The organism is Methylobacterium sp. 13MFTsu3.1M2 (assembly GCF_900112625.1).
Lineage (GTDB): Bacteria > Pseudomonadota > Alphaproteobacteria > Rhizobiales > Beijerinckiaceae > Methylobacterium.
On record NZ_FOMM01000004.1, the window covers coordinates 23,500 to 36,950 of the forward strand.

18 protein-coding genes and 1 tRNA gene are annotated in these 13,451 nt (G+C 71.9%); 10 read left to right on the forward strand and 9 right to left on the reverse strand.

From position 1 onward, the window contains the following. Window positions 1-113 precede the first annotated feature (113 nt). Window positions 114-830, forward strand: coding sequence for a cache domain-containing protein (locus BM314_RS03445; protein WP_091976928.1), 717 nt, complete (start codon window positions 114-116; stop codon window positions 828-830). Between the two features lie 60 nt (window positions 831-890). Here BM314_RS03445 and BM314_RS03450 read toward each other — a convergent pair whose 3' ends face one another. Next, complete coding sequence (locus tag BM314_RS03450; RefSeq protein ID WP_020095826.1) at window positions 891-1,082, reverse strand: hypothetical protein; 192 nt, start codon at window positions 1,080-1,082, stop codon at window positions 891-893. A gap of 425 nt (window positions 1,083-1,507) precedes the next feature. Continuing rightward, window positions 1,508-1,720, reverse strand: coding sequence for a hypothetical protein (locus tag BM314_RS03455; RefSeq protein ID WP_091976929.1), 213 nt, complete (start codon window positions 1,718-1,720; stop codon window positions 1,508-1,510). 242 nt (window positions 1,721-1,962) lie between these two features. Here BM314_RS03455 and BM314_RS03460 point away from each other — a divergent pair, with 242 nt between their 5' ends. The 4 genes from BM314_RS03460 (at window position 1,963) to BM314_RS03475 (ending at window position 4,316) form a co-directional block, all read left to right on the forward strand. Then, a complete protein-coding gene (locus tag BM314_RS03460) occupies window positions 1,963-2,175 on the forward strand; it encodes a hypothetical protein (RefSeq protein ID WP_020095828.1) in 213 nt (70 codons plus the stop codon). A gap of 106 nt (window positions 2,176-2,281) precedes the next feature. Next, window positions 2,282-2,539, forward strand: a complete 258-nt coding sequence (locus BM314_RS03465) for a hypothetical protein (RefSeq protein WP_042673854.1) — start codon at window positions 2,282-2,284, stop codon at window positions 2,537-2,539. 133 nt (window positions 2,540-2,672) lie between these two features. Continuing rightward, window positions 2,673-3,314 (forward strand): DUF47 domain-containing protein, encoded by a 642-nt coding sequence (locus BM314_RS03470; protein ID WP_042673855.1) that lies wholly within the window; start codon window positions 2,673-2,675, stop codon window positions 3,312-3,314. Between the two features lie 15 nt (window positions 3,315-3,329). After that, window positions 3,330-4,316 carry an inorganic phosphate transporter gene (locus tag BM314_RS03475; RefSeq protein ID WP_091976931.1) on the forward strand — a complete coding sequence of 329 codons (987 nt, stop codon included), beginning with the start codon at window positions 3,330-3,332 and terminating at the stop codon, window positions 4,314-4,316. 30 nt (window positions 4,317-4,346) lie between these two features. Here the strand turns inward: BM314_RS03475 and BM314_RS03480 are convergent, their stop codons facing one another. From BM314_RS03480 to BM314_RS03495, 4 genes are all read right to left on the reverse strand, one after another. Further along, on the reverse strand, window positions 4,347-4,700 hold the full coding sequence (locus BM314_RS03480; protein WP_091976933.1) for a GCG_CRPN prefix-to-repeats domain-containing protein: 354 nt from the start codon (window positions 4,698-4,700) through the stop codon (window positions 4,347-4,349). A gap of 84 nt (window positions 4,701-4,784) precedes the next feature. Continuing rightward, window positions 4,785-5,048: a GCG_CRPN prefix-to-repeats domain-containing protein gene (locus BM314_RS03485; RefSeq protein WP_042673859.1), complete on the reverse strand. Its 264-nt coding sequence runs from the start codon at window positions 5,046-5,048 to the stop codon at window positions 4,785-4,787. 181 nt (window positions 5,049-5,229) lie between these two features. Further along, window positions 5,230-6,603, reverse strand: coding sequence for a sensor histidine kinase (locus BM314_RS03490; protein WP_091976935.1), 1,374 nt, complete (start codon window positions 6,601-6,603; stop codon window positions 5,230-5,232). Next, window positions 6,603-7,337, reverse strand: a complete 735-nt coding sequence (locus tag BM314_RS03495) for a response regulator (RefSeq protein ID WP_091976936.1) — start codon at window positions 7,335-7,337, stop codon at window positions 6,603-6,605. Before BM314_RS03495 ends, BM314_RS03490 begins: the two co-directional genes overlap by 1 nt. 151 nt (window positions 7,338-7,488) lie before the next feature. Here BM314_RS03495 and BM314_RS03500 point away from each other — a divergent pair, with 151 nt between their 5' ends. Continuing rightward, the gene (locus tag BM314_RS03500) at window positions 7,489-8,568 is read left to right on the forward strand and encodes a tartrate dehydrogenase (protein WP_056525363.1); all 1,080 of its coding nucleotides are present in this window, start codon (window positions 7,489-7,491) and stop codon (window positions 8,566-8,568) included. A gap of 25 nt (window positions 8,569-8,593) precedes the next feature. Here BM314_RS03500 and BM314_RS03505 read toward each other — a convergent pair whose 3' ends face one another. Beyond that, window positions 8,594-9,649, reverse strand: a complete 1,056-nt coding sequence (locus tag BM314_RS03505) for a zinc ribbon domain-containing protein (protein ID WP_056525360.1) — start codon at window positions 9,647-9,649, stop codon at window positions 8,594-8,596. A 211-nt stretch (window positions 9,650-9,860) separates the two neighbouring features. Here BM314_RS03505 and BM314_RS03510 point away from each other — a divergent pair, with 211 nt between their 5' ends. From BM314_RS03510 to BM314_RS31240, 4 genes are all read left to right on the forward strand, one after another. Further along, window positions 9,861-10,322: a cupredoxin domain-containing protein gene (locus tag BM314_RS03510; RefSeq protein ID WP_020095838.1), complete on the forward strand. Its 462-nt coding sequence runs from the start codon at window positions 9,861-9,863 to the stop codon at window positions 10,320-10,322. Window positions 10,323-10,343: 21 nt separating this feature from the next. Beyond that, window positions 10,344-10,745: a thiol-disulfide oxidoreductase DCC family protein gene (locus BM314_RS03515; RefSeq protein ID WP_091976938.1), complete on the forward strand. Its 402-nt coding sequence runs from the start codon at window positions 10,344-10,346 to the stop codon at window positions 10,743-10,745. Between the two features lie 4 nt (window positions 10,746-10,749). Further along, window positions 10,750-10,965: a hypothetical protein gene (locus tag BM314_RS03520; RefSeq protein ID WP_012317770.1), complete on the forward strand. Its 216-nt coding sequence runs from the start codon at window positions 10,750-10,752 to the stop codon at window positions 10,963-10,965. A 158-nt stretch (window positions 10,966-11,123) separates the two neighbouring features. Next, window positions 11,124-11,258, forward strand: coding sequence for a hypothetical protein (locus BM314_RS31240; RefSeq protein WP_267965754.1), 135 nt, complete (start codon window positions 11,124-11,126; stop codon window positions 11,256-11,258). Between the two features lie 466 nt (window positions 11,259-11,724). Here BM314_RS31240 and BM314_RS03525 read toward each other — a convergent pair. Together BM314_RS03525 and leuC are read right to left on the reverse strand one after the other, a co-directional pair. Beyond that, window positions 11,725-11,809, reverse strand: a tRNA-Leu gene (locus BM314_RS03525). A gap of 67 nt (window positions 11,810-11,876) precedes the next feature. Next, entirely contained in the window at window positions 11,877-13,289 is a 1,413-nt protein-coding gene (gene leuC / locus BM314_RS03530) for a 3-isopropylmalate dehydratase large subunit (RefSeq protein ID WP_091976939.1), read from the reverse strand. Window positions 13,290-13,451 lie beyond the last annotated feature (162 nt).

The following is a 13,451-nucleotide window of genomic DNA, read 5'->3' on the forward strand; positions in this document are numbered from 1 at the left end:
GGCAGTGCGGCGTCTCTCGCCCTGTCATCCCTTGTTCGGGTGATGACCGGTTCAGGCTGACAGGTCTCTCATTCCACCGGTTCGACACGTCATGTTGAAAGCGGGAGAGGCCGATGGCGTCCAGGGCTTCGAGACTGGCGATCCTCGCGCTGCTCGGACTGGGAGCGGTCGCGCCGGCCCGGGCCTGCGGTGACGGTGAGGCTCCGGTATCCTGCGACGATCCGAGCCCGAATGGCTTCGCCTCCTGGATGCTCGGCCGCGTCGATCGGGCCCTGAAAGCCGACCGGACCCGGGCGCTCCAGGACTTCACCGACGGCACGCGCGGGTTCCGCACCGCCGACACCTACGTGTTCTGTATCGATGCGGACGGCGTCATGACCGCCCACCCGAACCCGATCCTGAAGGGGCACGACGTCCGCGACCTGCACGACCGGACCGGCCACCACTTCATCCGCACGATGCTGGACACGGCCAGGCCCGGCCAGATCTCGGTGATCCGCTACCTGTTCCCCAAGCCGGGCAGCACCGTCGAGGAGCCCAAGACCACCTACTACACCCGGGCCGGGGACCAGACCTGCGCGGTCGGCGTGTACGACGCCGACGCCGCGGCCCCGACGGTCGCGACGCCCGAGGGCCGCGTCGCCCTGCTGCGCCAGAAGCTCGACGGCCAGATCCCGAGCAGTGCCCGCGCGGACTGGACCGCCTTTCTGGAGGCCCTGAACGCGCAGGGCGACGAGAAGGCGACGGCGATCGCCGAAGCCCGGCGCGAGCTGAGGGCGGCCGCGAGTGCGCTGGATCAGGCCGGGCTCGGCGCGGCGCGCGGCGAGTAGGCGGGGCGGCCGGGGGACGGCTCGGGCGCCGCGTCGGGGTCGCCTGTCAGGCCGTGCCCGTCACCGCAGGATCTGGGCGCCCGCGATCTGCGCCGTGGCGACCGGGGCCGCGTCGGCCTCGGCGGGCACGACCAGATGGACGAACAGCATGCCGGCCGCGACGATCAGCGCGAGGGCGAGGATGCGCCACAGTTCCAGGATCGGCTCCTGCGCCGGGGCATCCTGAATCGCTCGGTTCGTCTCGCTCGGCATCGCTTCCGCTTTCCCGCCTGTGACCCTCCGGATCGGACACCCGGAGGATGAACGCTTGGTAAAATCCGCCCCGATCGGCCCGGCCCGCCGAGGCGGGCTCGGCGGGGAGCGGGGGGCCGGCGTCGGGATCGTCGCCGCCACCGCGAGGCAGAGGGAGCGGGCGCTGGCGATCGCCTCGCCGACCGGGGCCGTGTCGCAGCGGAATGGGGCCGCAGCGGGACGGGCCCGGTCCCGCGGCGTGCGGTGCCGCACCCGCTGACGTTGCGGCCGGGGCGCGGTCCCGGTCACCAGGCCGAGCGCGGAGGCCTCACCCCGTCGTCTCGGATCCACCCGCACGTCCCGGAAGCGAGAGGGACGGGCTCGGGTGAGAGGTCGATGGCCGGTGCGGATCCGGGCCGGTCCCGGTGCCCGCAGGTCCGGTCGACCTACGCGGCGGCCGGCAGGGCGGCGACCTCGCAGCTGTCGGCGCGCAGGCGCCAGTCGACCACCCGGGCCCCCGCGCAGAGCAGCGCCTTGGCCTGCCAGACGGCCGACACCTCCGACGGCGCCCGGACCAGGATCGCGCGCTGCCGCACCCGGTGCTCGTGGCCGGTATCGTCCGCGACGGTCTTGTAGAAGGTGACGCGATAGAGGTGCATGGTCCGGGCTCCGGTTGGGCGCGGGGATCGTGGGAGACCGGGGCGGCGCGCGCATTGATCCCGCGCAAGGACGGGACGCCCGCCACGCGCGCGGGCGTCGCGGGTGGGCGCAATCAGTTGTCGACAGTTGAATACCGGGCGATACAGGGCGTTGATTACATTCGCGGGAATGGTCTAGCTTCATCAGCAATCGTCCGCAGTCCGGAACGGTCGGCGGCGGGGCTCCAGACCGGGAGTGCCTGATGTTCGAGAGCGTGTTCTGGGGTGCGGTACTCGTCGCGCTGATCGGTTCGGCCGCGCTGGTGGCGATCGGCGCCAGCGTCCAGCCGCGGTTGGGTCGCAAGATGGAGATGGACGCGCGCCTCGCCGATCCGCGCCGCACTTTCGGACGCAAGCGGCGCTGGGCGCGTCCGCCGCGGACGATGCGGCGCCCCGGCCTGCTCCCCATGCGGTGACTAGCGCTGCACCAAAGACGTACATCTCCCGCCGCCGGCGCGCGTGATAGCTACCTGTTCACTGCGGAAATGCAGTGTTCACGCCGGGCTGGAGGGATCGGTACTGATGAGCGTGCGTCAGATTTGTGATCAGGTTCGGATCGCCGAGCAGGCCTTCACCGCCGCGCTCGGCAACATGAAGGCCGCAGGCCTGCGCGAGTCGCTGACCCGCGAGCTCCAGGAAATGGAGAGCGCCGAGATCGACGCCGGGCAGGACGCGGCCGCGGCGCGGTCGGCCTCCTGGAAGCGGGTCAAGATGCTGCACGGGCTCGGCTACCCGGTGGATTTCGGCTGGCTCCACGCCGCCGCCAGCCCGGTCCGCTGAGCGGCGCCGGCCGGCGCCGCCCCGCCGGCAGATTGTTTGCCGGCTCCCGGATCGGGTCGGCGCTCTCGCCCGTTGTGCTTGCCGGGTGCCGCCGCACCCGGCCGCCGCGCCGACCTCTCGATCCGGACACGCCATGCTGGCTTGGTTTCGCGCCCTGATGCCGCGGGAGGACCGGTTCTTCGATCTCTTCGAGCGTCACGCGCGGACGCTCGAGGACGGCGCGGCTGCCCTGCGAGGACTTCTCGACGGGACTCAGGCCGTCCCGGCGGCCTACGCGGCGATCGCGGCCCACGAGGACGCGGCCGACGGGATCACCCGCGAGGCGCTGCTGGCGGTCCGCCGGACCTTCATCACGCCGTTCGACCGCGGCGACATCCAGGCCCTGGTCGGCTCCCTCGACGACGCCATCGACCAGATGCTCAAGACCGCCAAGGCGGTCCAGCTCTTCGAGGTGACCACCTTCGAGCCGGCGATGCGCGAGATGGGCGCGGTCATCCAGGAGGCCGCGCAGGTCACCGCCGAGGCGCTGCCGAAGCTGCGGGCCCTCGGCGAGAACGCCGCCGCGCTGAACAGCCTGACCGAGCGCGTCATCGAGCTGGAGGGGCGGGCCGACGACCTGCACAATGACGGGCTGAAGGCCCTGTTCAAGGCCTCGGGGCGGGACCCCATGGCCTTCCTCGTCGGGTCCGAGCTGTACGGCCACCTGGAGAAGGTCATGGACCGGTTCGAGGACGTGGCGAACCAGATCAGCAGCATCGTCGTCGAACATGTCTGAGCCGCAGGTCGCCGCGTGACGCTCCTCGTCGTCCTCATCGTCCTCGCCCTGGTCTTCGACTTCCTGAACGGGCTGCACGACGCCGCGAACTCCATCGCCACGATCGTGTCGACGCGGGTGCTGGCGCCCCGCTACGCCGTGTTCTGGGCGGCGTTCTTCAACTTCGTGGCCTTCCTGGTCTTCGGCCTGCACGTCGCCGGCACGGTCGGCTCGGGCATCATCGACGTTGCGACGGTGGACGACCGGGTCATCATGGGCGCGCTCGGCGGCGCCATCACGTGGAACCTGGTCACGTGGTACGCCGGCATCCCGTCCTCCAGCTCCCACGCCCTGATCGGGGGCCTGCTCGGCGCCGGCATCGCAAAGGCAGGGGTCGGCGTGATCGTCTGGCCCGGCGTCATCGCCACCAGCGCCGCCATCGTCCTCTCGCCGGCCCTGGGCTTCGCCCTCGGGCTGCTGCTGATGCTGGCGGTCTCGTGGATCTTCGTCCGCTCGACGCCGCACGCGGTGGACCGCCTGTTCCGGGGCCTCCAGTTCGTCTCGGCCTCGCTCTACTCGCTCGGCCACGGCGGCAACGACGCCCAGAAGACCATGGGCATCATCGCGGCCCTGCTCTACGCCCACGGCGAGAGCGGGGCTTTCCACGTGCCCCTCTGGGTGGTGCTGTCCTGCCAGACCGCCATGGCCCTCGGCACCCTGATGGGCGGCTGGCGCATCGTCCACACGATGGGGTCGAAGATCACGCGGCTGTCGCCCATGCAGGGGTTCTGCGCCGAGACCGGCGGCGCCGCGACGCTGTCCGCCGCGACGGCCTTCGGCATCCCGGTCTCGACCACCCACACGATCACGGGCGCCATCGTCGGCGTCGGCGCCGCCCGCCGGGTCTCGGCGGTCCGCTGGAACGTCGCGCAGGGCATCGTGATCGCCTGGGTGATCACGATGCCGGCCGCGGCCCTGGTCGCGGCCCTGACCTACGCGGCGTCGGGGCTCGTCCTGCCGTAGGGGACGGGCGCGGCCGGATCCGGCACGGGGTCACCAGCGATGGTGCCAGCCGCCGTGGTGCCAGCCACCGTGCCAGCCCCCGTGCCAGCCCCGATGCCAGCCGCCGCGCCATCCCCCATGCCAGCCGGCATGGCGGAAGCCGCCCCAGCGATAGCCGCCGCCCCACGCGAAGCGTCGGTGCCAGCGGTAGCCGTAGTGCCACCGGTAGCCGACGCGCGGATAGACCGGGACGTAGACGAACGGCCTGTAGCCCAGATTCGGCCGGCACCAGCCGTAGACGTTGCGGTGGAAGCCGGGCCCGCAGCCGTCGCGCGCCTCGGCGCTCGAGCCGGCCAACAGGACCCCCGCGGCGAGCGCCACGGGCAGGACGAGAGTGCGGATCATGACTCAACTCCGGGAGTGTCTCCACGGGAGTCCGGCCGCGGGGCCGGACGCGGAACGGGGGACGCGATCGAGCGTCCCGGCGGCTCAGTTCGGCCAGCAGCGGCGGCCGTAGGGGCCGATGTGGAAGCCCGCCGGGCACGAGCGGCCGCGGATGTAGCCGCCCCACTGGCCTCCGGTGCGGCAGCCGCCGTACGGGCCGCGATGGCCGTAGGGGCCGCAGCCGCCGTAGACCTGGATGATCCGGGCGCCGTCGGCGCCGTCGGAGACGGCGTCCTGCACCAGCGGCAGCGCCGAGGCGGGCACCGCGAGGCTCACGAGGAGGGCGGCGGGAGCGAGAACCTTCAGCATCGGTGATCTCCTTCTGCTCGATCGGTCAGCGCGGCCCGGGGCCGGCTGCCGCCGCCGGGACGGAGGATCCGCCGCGGCGTGTGAGCGAAGGTTCGTCCGCGCGCGCTGCCAGGATGTGACCGGGGAGCGCCGTCCTGTAACGATGTGTAACGGCCGGTTGCGGGCCCGTTGCGGCCCGCCGTCAGGACAGGCTCGGCAGGGTCACGACGAGCCGCGCGCCGCCGCCCGCGCCCGCCTCGGCCACCACCGTGCCGCCGTGGGCCTCGGCGATCTGCCGGCTGATGGCGAGGCCCAGGCCTGTCCCGCCGGTCTGCCGGCTGCGCGAGCGCTCGACCCGGTAGTACGGGCTGAACACCGCCGTCCGCTCCGCCTCGGGAATGCCCGGCCCGTCATCCTCGACGACGATCCGGCACACCGTCCCGGCCCGGCTGACCGCCACCCCCACCGAGGAGCGTCCGAACTTGACGGCGTTCCCGATCAGGTTGGCCACGACCCGGCGCAGGGCGACCGCGTCGCCGGCCACGGTGGCGTCCCGCACCTCCTCGCCGGTCAGGCTGATCGTGGCGCCCTGGGCGGCGTGCTCGGCCACCTCGACGGCGACGAGATCGGCGAGATCCACCGGCGCCCGGGTCGCCTCGACGGCGGTGCCGCGGGCGAACCCCAGGGACGCCTCGATCAGCTCGGTCATGGCGTCGAGATCCGCCACGAGCTTGTCCCGGAGCAGCGGCTCCGCCACCACCTCGGCGCGGAGGCGCAGCCGCGTCAGGTAGGTCTTGAGGTCGTGCGAGATGGCGCCGATCAGCAGCGAGCGCTCGGCCATGAGGCCGGCGATCCGCTCCTGCATGCCCTGCACCGCCTGGGCGAGACGCCGGATCTCGGGCGCCCCTCGGGGCGCGCTCACCCGCTCCGGGGCGCGGCCGTCGAACCGGGAGACCGCGTCGGTCAGGCGGCGCAGCGGCGCGAGTTCGTGGCGCGTGCCGACCAGGACGAGACCGGCCGCCGCGGCGCCGAGCACCGCGACCCAGAGGCTCAGCGGCTGGCCGAACAGCCACGGCATGAGCGAGCGATGATGCTCGGCCGCGCTGATCACGGCGTACCGGCCGTCGGGCAGCCGGTAGGTCGCCAGCGCGAGGCGTCCGATCGGCCCGGCGCGCTCGGCCTGCGCGATGTTGGCCGGATCGACGCCGCGGCGCAGCAGGGCGGCGTCGGTGTAGGCCTGGACGCGGTCGGCCGGCTCGGCCGTCATCCGCCGGATCCGGGTTTCCAGGCGGGGCTCGCGGATCAGGTCGACGGTGTCGGGCGGCGCGTCGACGATCTCGGCCCGCAGCACCTCGCCGCTGACCGCCTTCAGGATGGCCGGCCTCTGGGCGGGATCCGCGTCGCGCAGCAGCGTCATGATGCCGGCGGCCTGGTCGACCCGCGGGAAGCGCGAGCCCGCGGGCAGCCGCTCCTCCCGGCGCTGCCAGTGATCCAGGGCCACGGTGGCGAGGACGAGCAGGGAGAGGGCGCCGAGCAGGAGCAGCATGATGCGCCCGAGGAGCCCGACGCGGCCCATCACGGTGTTCCGGAGCGGACCGGGGCGGCCAGGATGTAGCCGGCATTGCGCACGGTCCTGAGCAGGGACGCGGCCTGACTGCCCGAGGCGTCGAGCTTGTGCCGCAGGCGGCTGACCTGGACGTCGATGGTGCGGTCGAAGGCGTCGGCGGTCCGGCCCCGGGTCCAGTCCAGGAGCTGGTCGCGCGAGAGCACCCGCTGTGGCCGGGTGACGAAGCAGTGGAGCAGGTCGTACTCGGCGCTGGTCAGCGGGATCTCGGCGGCGGGATCGCCGGTGATCACCGTGCGGGCCGCGAGATCGACGACGAGGTCGGCAACACTGAGACGCTCGGAGGCGGCCGCGGCGGGCTGGCCGCCGGCGACGTGGGCCCGTCGCAGGACCGCGCGGATCCGGGCCAGCAGGACCCGCGGGTTGAACGGCTTCGAGACGTAGTCGTCGGCGCCCATCTCCAGGCCGAGGACTCGGTCGATGTCCTCGTCCTTGGCGGTCAGCATCACGACGGGCGGGCCACCGGCGTCGCGGAGGCGGCGGCAGATGGAGAGGCCGTCCTCGCCGGGCAGCATCCAGTCGAGGACGACGAGGTCGGGCGCGGGGCCCGCCGCGATCAGGCGGTCGAGGGCCGCGCCGCCGTCGAGGGCGACGGCGCGGAACCCCTCGCCCTCCAGGTAGCCGGCGAGCAGGGCGCGGATGTCGGGATCGTCCTCGACGATGGCGATGGTGGTGCCCTCGTGCATGGGGCGAGCATAGGGGCGGCCGGCGGCACGGCAACGCGAAACTGCACGGTGTCACAAAACGTTACACGTCCCGATCCGGACGCCGAGCGCGCGCCCACCGTCACGCGCTCGCTTTCTCGTCTCGCCCCCGAAGACACACGGGAAGACACCCATGACGAAGACCTACACCATCGCGGCCATCCCCGCGGACGGCATCGGCGTCGAGGTCATCGCCGCCGGCATCGAGGTGCTCGACGCGCTGGCCGAGAAGACCGGCTCCTTCGCTTTCCAGTTCGACCATTTCGATTGGGGATCGGACTACTACAAGAGGCACGGCGCGATGATGCCGGCCGACGGCCGTGACCAGATCCGGAACCACGACGCGATCTTCTTCGGCGCGGTTGGGGCGCCGGACGTGCCCGACCACATCACCCTCTGGGGCCTGCGGCTCGCGATCTGCCAGCCCTTCGACCAGTACGCCAACGTCCGCCCGACTCGGATCCTGCCGGGCATCACCAGTCCGCTGCGCAACGTCTCGGGTCCGGAGCTCGACTGGGTGATCGTGCGGGAGAACTCGGAGGGCGAGTATGCCGGCGTCGGCGGACGGGTCCACCAGGGCCATCCCAACGAGGTCGCCACCGACGTCTCGATGATGACCCGCTCGGGGGTCGACCGGATCATCCGCTACGCGTTCGAGCTCGCCCGCTCCCGTCCGCGCAAGCTGCTCACCGTGGTCACCAAGTCCAACGCCCAGCGCCACGCCATGGTGATGTGGGACGAGATCGCCGCCGCGGTCGCGAAGGACTTCCCGGACGTGACCTGGGACAAGATGCTGGTCGACGCCATGACGATGCGCATGGTGACGAAGCCCGAGACCCTCGACACGATCGTGGCGACGAACCTGCACGCGGACATCCTGTCGGACCTCGCGGCGGCGCTCGCCGGGTCGCTCGGCATCGCGCCGACCGCCAACATCAACCCGGAGCGGACCTACCCGTCGATGTTCGAGCCGATCCACGGCTCGGCCTTCGACATCGCCGGCAAGGGCATCGCCAACCCGGTCGCGACCTTCTGGACGGCGTGCCAGATGCTGGAGCACCTCGGCGAGAAGCCGGCGGCCGACCGGCTGATGCGCGCGGTCGAGCGGGTCACCGCGGATCCGAACCTGCACACGCCGGACCTCGGTGGCACGGCGACGACCCGTCAGGTCACCGACGCGGTCATCGCGGCGATCCGGGGCGACAACGCCTGAGGCGTGCCCGGGTGCCCGGGCGGCGTCAGGGCGCCTCGCTCGCGAGATCCGGGCTCCGGGTGCCGCAGGCCCGGCAGAAGCGCTCGAAGGTGCTCTTGCGCTGCGCGCAGGACGGGCAGTGCGCGAAGATGCCGAGCCCGCAATGGGGGCAGAAATTCGTGCTCGCGTCGTCGAGGGCGATCGGCCGCTCGCAGCCCGGGCACGCCTTCTTGGCGAGGCGCGCCAGGGCCTGGTCGGTGGCGATCTCGGTCCGCCGCTCGGCGTCCGGGCGCGCCTCCACCACGGCCTGCCGGGCGCGGTAGGCGTGCAGCGCGTTGATCGCCGCCCGGCCCGCGACCAGGGTGACGATCACGCCGACGCCGTACTGCACGTAGCCGCCGTAGCTCGGCATGTAGGGCACGAGCTCGACGAAGAACGCGAAGGCCGCCGCGAAGGCGAAACCCCACACGAAGGGCCAGTTGCGGGTGCGGCGGCGCTTGAGCAGGAGCCATCCGGCGAGGGCCAGCAGCGGCAGCGTCAGGGCGAGGCGATAGCCGAAGACGCGCAGCTCCTGGCCGCGCTCGGCCGCGTCGAGGCGTGTCTGCGCGGCGGCCCGCAGATCGGTGTCCACGCGCAGCTGCGCCGCCTCGCGCTCCGACAGGTCGAGCCCCGTCCGCGCCAGGGCCGCGAGCCGCTCCTCGATGGTGCGCTCGGCGGCCTTCAGCGCGTCGAGCTGCTGCGTGCGCGCGATGAGCCCGGGATCCTGGTCGACCCGCTGCGTGGCGTCGCGGGTCTTCAGCCAGTTGGCGAAGGTCTCGCGCGCGCCCTCGGAGGCGGCCTGCGCAGCCTCGAGGGCGAGCTGGTCCTGCTCGACCGTCCGGCGGTTGTCGTCCTGCTCCCGGCGGATCTGCTTGAGGGCCTCGGCCGACGCCGTGCCCTGGTCGGTGTCGAGGAACTGGTCGAGAGTGTAGCGGTGCTCAACCTGCGGCAGATCGCCGACGACCAGCGAGCCGAGCCCGATCAGGAACCACGCGAAGACCAGCGCGACGAGCCAGAGCGCCAGCGTGAACCAGCGCTCGGAGAGCCTTGAACCGGACCGCACGCGAATCGACCTCACTCAAAACCGAAGCGGGTCCTTATACCGCGTGACGCCCCCGGGATATGCCGGCTGATCCGGCGGCGGGACCCGCGGGCGCGATCGCTGGCATCCACCCGGGTGCGGCGTTGCGCCCGGGAACGTCGCTGACCGCGCCGCCTTTCCCGGCGGTGTGCTCGGCGGAGCGCGCTGCCCCTCCAATCGGAACTGAACCCACATGCTGACACTCGCGCGCGGATCGGCGACGCTCCTGGCTCTCTCTGCTGTCCTGGCCGCAGGGCCGGCCCTGGCTCAGGGCAAGCCCCTGCCGCCGCCCGCCACTGACGCGATGCCGCCCGTGGAGCTGACGATCAGCCTGAAGGACGGCAAGCCGGTCTGCGACCCGGCCGAGCTCAAGCTTCCGGCCGACACCAACGTCGCGCTGAAGATCGTGAGCAGCGCCGACGCGCCGGTGACGATCACCGCGCCCGGGCAGTTCGAGAACGGCCTCGTGCTGCACGCCGACGGAGACCTCGTGCATGTCGCCAGCGAGAAGGGCTACACGGTCAAGCAGAACGGCAAGGGCACGCTGCGCCTGCGGACGATGAAGGCCGGGCAGGAGGAGTACGCCTGCACCAGCACGCGCAACGCCGACGCGCCCTTCAAGGGCAAGCTCGTCCTGAGCCCGCCCGCGAACTGAGCCCCTGAGCACCGGCGGGCCATGGCCGAGGATCGCTCCGACGGGCGGCTCAGCGTCTACTACGACGGCGGCTGCCCACTGTGCCGCGCCGAGATCGACCAGTATCGCCGGTGCGCCGGCGCGGACCGGCTCGCCTTCGTCGACGTCGGCTCCGGGGCGCCCGAGCCGGCGCTCGGCGCGGATCTCGACCGAGCCCGAACCCTGCGCCGCTTCCATGTCCGGACCGCGGACGGGCAGCTGATCTCCGGCGCCGCCGCGTTCGCGCGCCTCTGGCAGACACTGCCCGGCTGGCGCTGGCTCGGCCGCCTGGTCGACCTGCGCGTCCTCGGTGTCCGGCCGATTGTGCCGGTCGCCGAGCTGGCCTACCGGCTGTCGCTGCCGCTGCGGCCGCGCCTGGCCCGGCTGATGGCCCGCCTCCGGTGAGCCGATGGCGACCCGCTGCGTCCACTATGTCGGCTTCCGGGACGACCGGTACTGGAACGCCTACCGGATCTTCGGCGGTCCGCGCGTGATCCACCGGCGCTGGGATTTCTACGCGACCCGCGACGTCGGACCGGACGACGTGGTGGTGTTCGCCGAGGGTGACGAGACGCAGCCTGTCGCGGACAGGAACGCCACGGACCTCGACGAGCGCTGGCTGTAGCGGTCACGCGGGGCGTGCCCCTGCCGGGAAATGGGCTCCCGCGGATGCCGCCGCGTCTCCGTGCCGGAGGAAACCCCAGCACCTTAAGAGGTATTGCACCCCCACAACAATTCGCGAGAGTAGCGGTGAGCTTCCACTCGCAATCGAGGAGGTCCGCGGTGGTCGAGATCCGTATATCGGAGGACAACGACGGCCGCTGGACGGTCTACGCGCCGGGGCTGGTGGTCACCGATCTGACGCACGAGGAAGCCCAGGCTTTCGCGGCAAGCTACCGGCGCGTCACCGCAGCGTGATCGGGAGAAGCCGGCGCGGCCGTGCCGGCGGGTTTGCGTGGATCCCCGGAGGGACGTCACGCCGCCGCGCGCACGGCACTGTCGCAGCGCGGGGCACGAAAAAACCGCCACGGCCGGAGCCGGGCGGTTCGAGGTGATCTCGCTGGGGAATGTCGAGACCTCGTCTACGCGCGGGATGGCACCGCGGTTCCGGTCTCCAGGTCGAACGGTGCCCCCTGAGACCCGGACGACCACTCCTACCGCCGTGCCTCCTCGCCGCCCCGTGATCGCATGGCTCGCCACAGCCGAGGAAACGGCGGCACAGCGCCGGGGCTGGTCGGTCGAACGGGGCGACCGATACGCGGACAGTGGGTCGGGCTTTGACGGCCCGAGAGGCGGGACGGGCGCCCGCATCCTCGGTCCGCAGATCCCGCACCCCAGAAACAACAAAGCCCGCCAATACGTTGGCGGGCTGCTGTCAGGCATTTGGTGCCCAGGAAAGGACTCGAACCTTCACCTCTCGCGAGACTGGTACCTGAAACCAGCGCGTCTACCAATTCCGCCACCTGGGCTCGCCGTCGGCCATCGGCCGGCGACGGCTCCGTTTAGGCAACGGAGCCGCCGGCGTCAATCGCGATTTCAGCCCTGCGGCCACTCCCGGATGTCGACGAAGTGTCCGGTGACCGCCGCGGCCGCAGCCATGGCCGGAGAGACGAGGTGCGTGCGTCCGCGGGGACCCTGGCGGCCCTCGAAATTGCGGTTCGACGTCGAGGCGCAGCGCTCGCCCGGACGCAGCTTGTCCGGGTTCATGCCGAGACACATCGAGCAGCCCGGCTCGCGCCAGTCGAAGCCCGCCGCCTTCAGGATCTTGTCGAGACCCTCGGCCTCGGCCTGCGCCTTCACGAGGCCGGAGCCCGGCACGATCATCGCCGAGACGCCCTCGTGCACCTTCCGGTCGCCGACGACCCGCGCGACCTCGCGCAGATCCTCGATGCGGCCGTTGGTGCAGGAGCCGATGAAGATCCGGTCCAGGGTGATGTCGGTGATCCGGGTGCCCGGCGTCAGGCCCATGTAGGTGAGCGCCTTCTCCTTCGACTGCCGCTTGTTCTCGTCGGCGATCTCGGACGGGTCCGGGATGCGGCCCTGGATCGAGATCACGTCCTCGGGGCTCGTGCCCCAGCTGACGATCGGCGGCAGGTTGGCCGCGTCGAGACGCACCTCGCGGTCGAAATGCGCGCCGGCGTCGGTGACGAGGCTCTCCCAGTAGCGGCGGGCTGCGTCGAAGGCCGCGCCCTTCGGCGCCTTCGGGCGGTCCTTCACGTAGGCGAAGGTCGTCGCGTCGGGGGCGACCATGCCGGCGCGGGCACCGCCCTCGATCGACATGTTGCAGATCGTCATCCGGCCCTCCATCGAGAGCGCGCGGATCGCCTCGCCGGCATACTCGATGACGTGGCCGGTGCCGCCGGCGGTCCCGATCTCGCCGATGATCGCCAGGATGATGTCCTTCGCGGTCACGCCGGGCGGCAGCGTGCCATCGACGGAGACGCGCATGTTCCGGGCCTTGCGCTGCACCAGGGTCTGGGTGGCGAGCACGTGCTCGACCTCCGAGGTGCCGATGCCGTGGGCCAGCGCCCCGAAGGCGCCGTGCGTCGAGGTGTGCGAATCGCCGCACACGATCGTCTGGCCGGGCAGCGTGAAGCCCTGCTCCGGGCCGATGATGTGGACGATGCCCTGGCGGCGGTCGAGGGCGTCGTAGAACTCGATGCCGAAGTCGCGCACGTTCTCGGCGAGCGCTTCGAGCTGCGTGCGGCTCTCGGGATCCTCGATGCCCTGCGAGCGGTCCGAGGTCTGGACGTTGTGGTCCACGACGGCCAGCGTCTTCTCCGGATGGCGCACCTTGCGGCCGGCCACGCGAAGACCCTCGAAGGCCTGCGGGCTCGTCACTTCGTGGACGAGGTGCCGGTCGATGTAGAGGAGGCTGGAGCCGTCCGGCTGGACATCGACGACGTGGTCGTCCCAGATCTTGTCGTAGAGGGTGCGCGGGCTGGTCATCGGTCTTCGTCTTCGGCGATTGGGGTCGGTGCAGAACTCTCGCGATGATGCGTGGTCCTTAGTAGGCATCGCGCGCGGTTTTCGAAAGAGGCGAGCCCTGTGCCGGCCGAACGGCCGCCCGGCTGATCCGCGCGGTTGTCACCGCCGGCCACTCCTGCGCGC

Coding starts and splice junctions, on each gene's coding strand:
- BM314_RS03445 (WP_091976928.1), top strand. CDS start 114: ATGGCGTCCAGGGCTTCGAGACTGGCGATCCTCGCGCTGCTCGGACTG.
- BM314_RS03450 (WP_020095826.1), bottom strand. CDS start 1,082: ATGCCGAGCGAGACGAACCGAGCGATTCAGGATGCCCCGGCGCAGGAG.
- BM314_RS03455 (WP_091976929.1), bottom strand. CDS start 1,720: ATGCACCTCTATCGCGTCACCTTCTACAAGACCGTCGCGGACGATACC.
- BM314_RS03460 (WP_020095828.1), top strand. CDS start 1,963: ATGTTCGAGAGCGTGTTCTGGGGTGCGGTACTCGTCGCGCTGATCGGT.
- BM314_RS03465 (WP_042673854.1), top strand. CDS start 2,282: ATGAGCGTGCGTCAGATTTGTGATCAGGTTCGGATCGCCGAGCAGGCC.
- BM314_RS03470 (WP_042673855.1), top strand. CDS start 2,673: ATGCTGGCTTGGTTTCGCGCCCTGATGCCGCGGGAGGACCGGTTCTTC.
- BM314_RS03480 (WP_091976933.1), bottom strand. CDS start 4,700: ATGATCCGCACTCTCGTCCTGCCCGTGGCGCTCGCCGCGGGGGTCCTG.
- BM314_RS03485 (WP_042673859.1), bottom strand. CDS start 5,048: ATGCTGAAGGTTCTCGCTCCCGCCGCCCTCCTCGTGAGCCTCGCGGTG.
- BM314_RS03490 (WP_091976935.1), bottom strand. CDS start 6,603: ATGGGCCGCGTCGGGCTCCTCGGGCGCATCATGCTGCTCCTGCTCGGC.
- BM314_RS03495 (WP_091976936.1), bottom strand. CDS start 7,337: ATGCACGAGGGCACCACCATCGCCATCGTCGAGGACGATCCCGACATC.
- BM314_RS03500 (WP_056525363.1), top strand. CDS start 7,489: ATGACGAAGACCTACACCATCGCGGCCATCCCCGCGGACGGCATCGGC.
- BM314_RS03510 (WP_020095838.1), top strand. CDS start 9,861: ATGCTGACACTCGCGCGCGGATCGGCGACGCTCCTGGCTCTCTCTGCT.
- BM314_RS03515 (WP_091976938.1), top strand. CDS start 10,344: ATGGCCGAGGATCGCTCCGACGGGCGGCTCAGCGTCTACTACGACGGC.
- BM314_RS03520 (WP_012317770.1), top strand. CDS start 10,750: ATGGCGACCCGCTGCGTCCACTATGTCGGCTTCCGGGACGACCGGTAC.
- leuC (WP_091976939.1), bottom strand. CDS start 13,289: ATGACCAGCCCGCGCACCCTCTACGACAAGATCTGGGACGACCACGTC.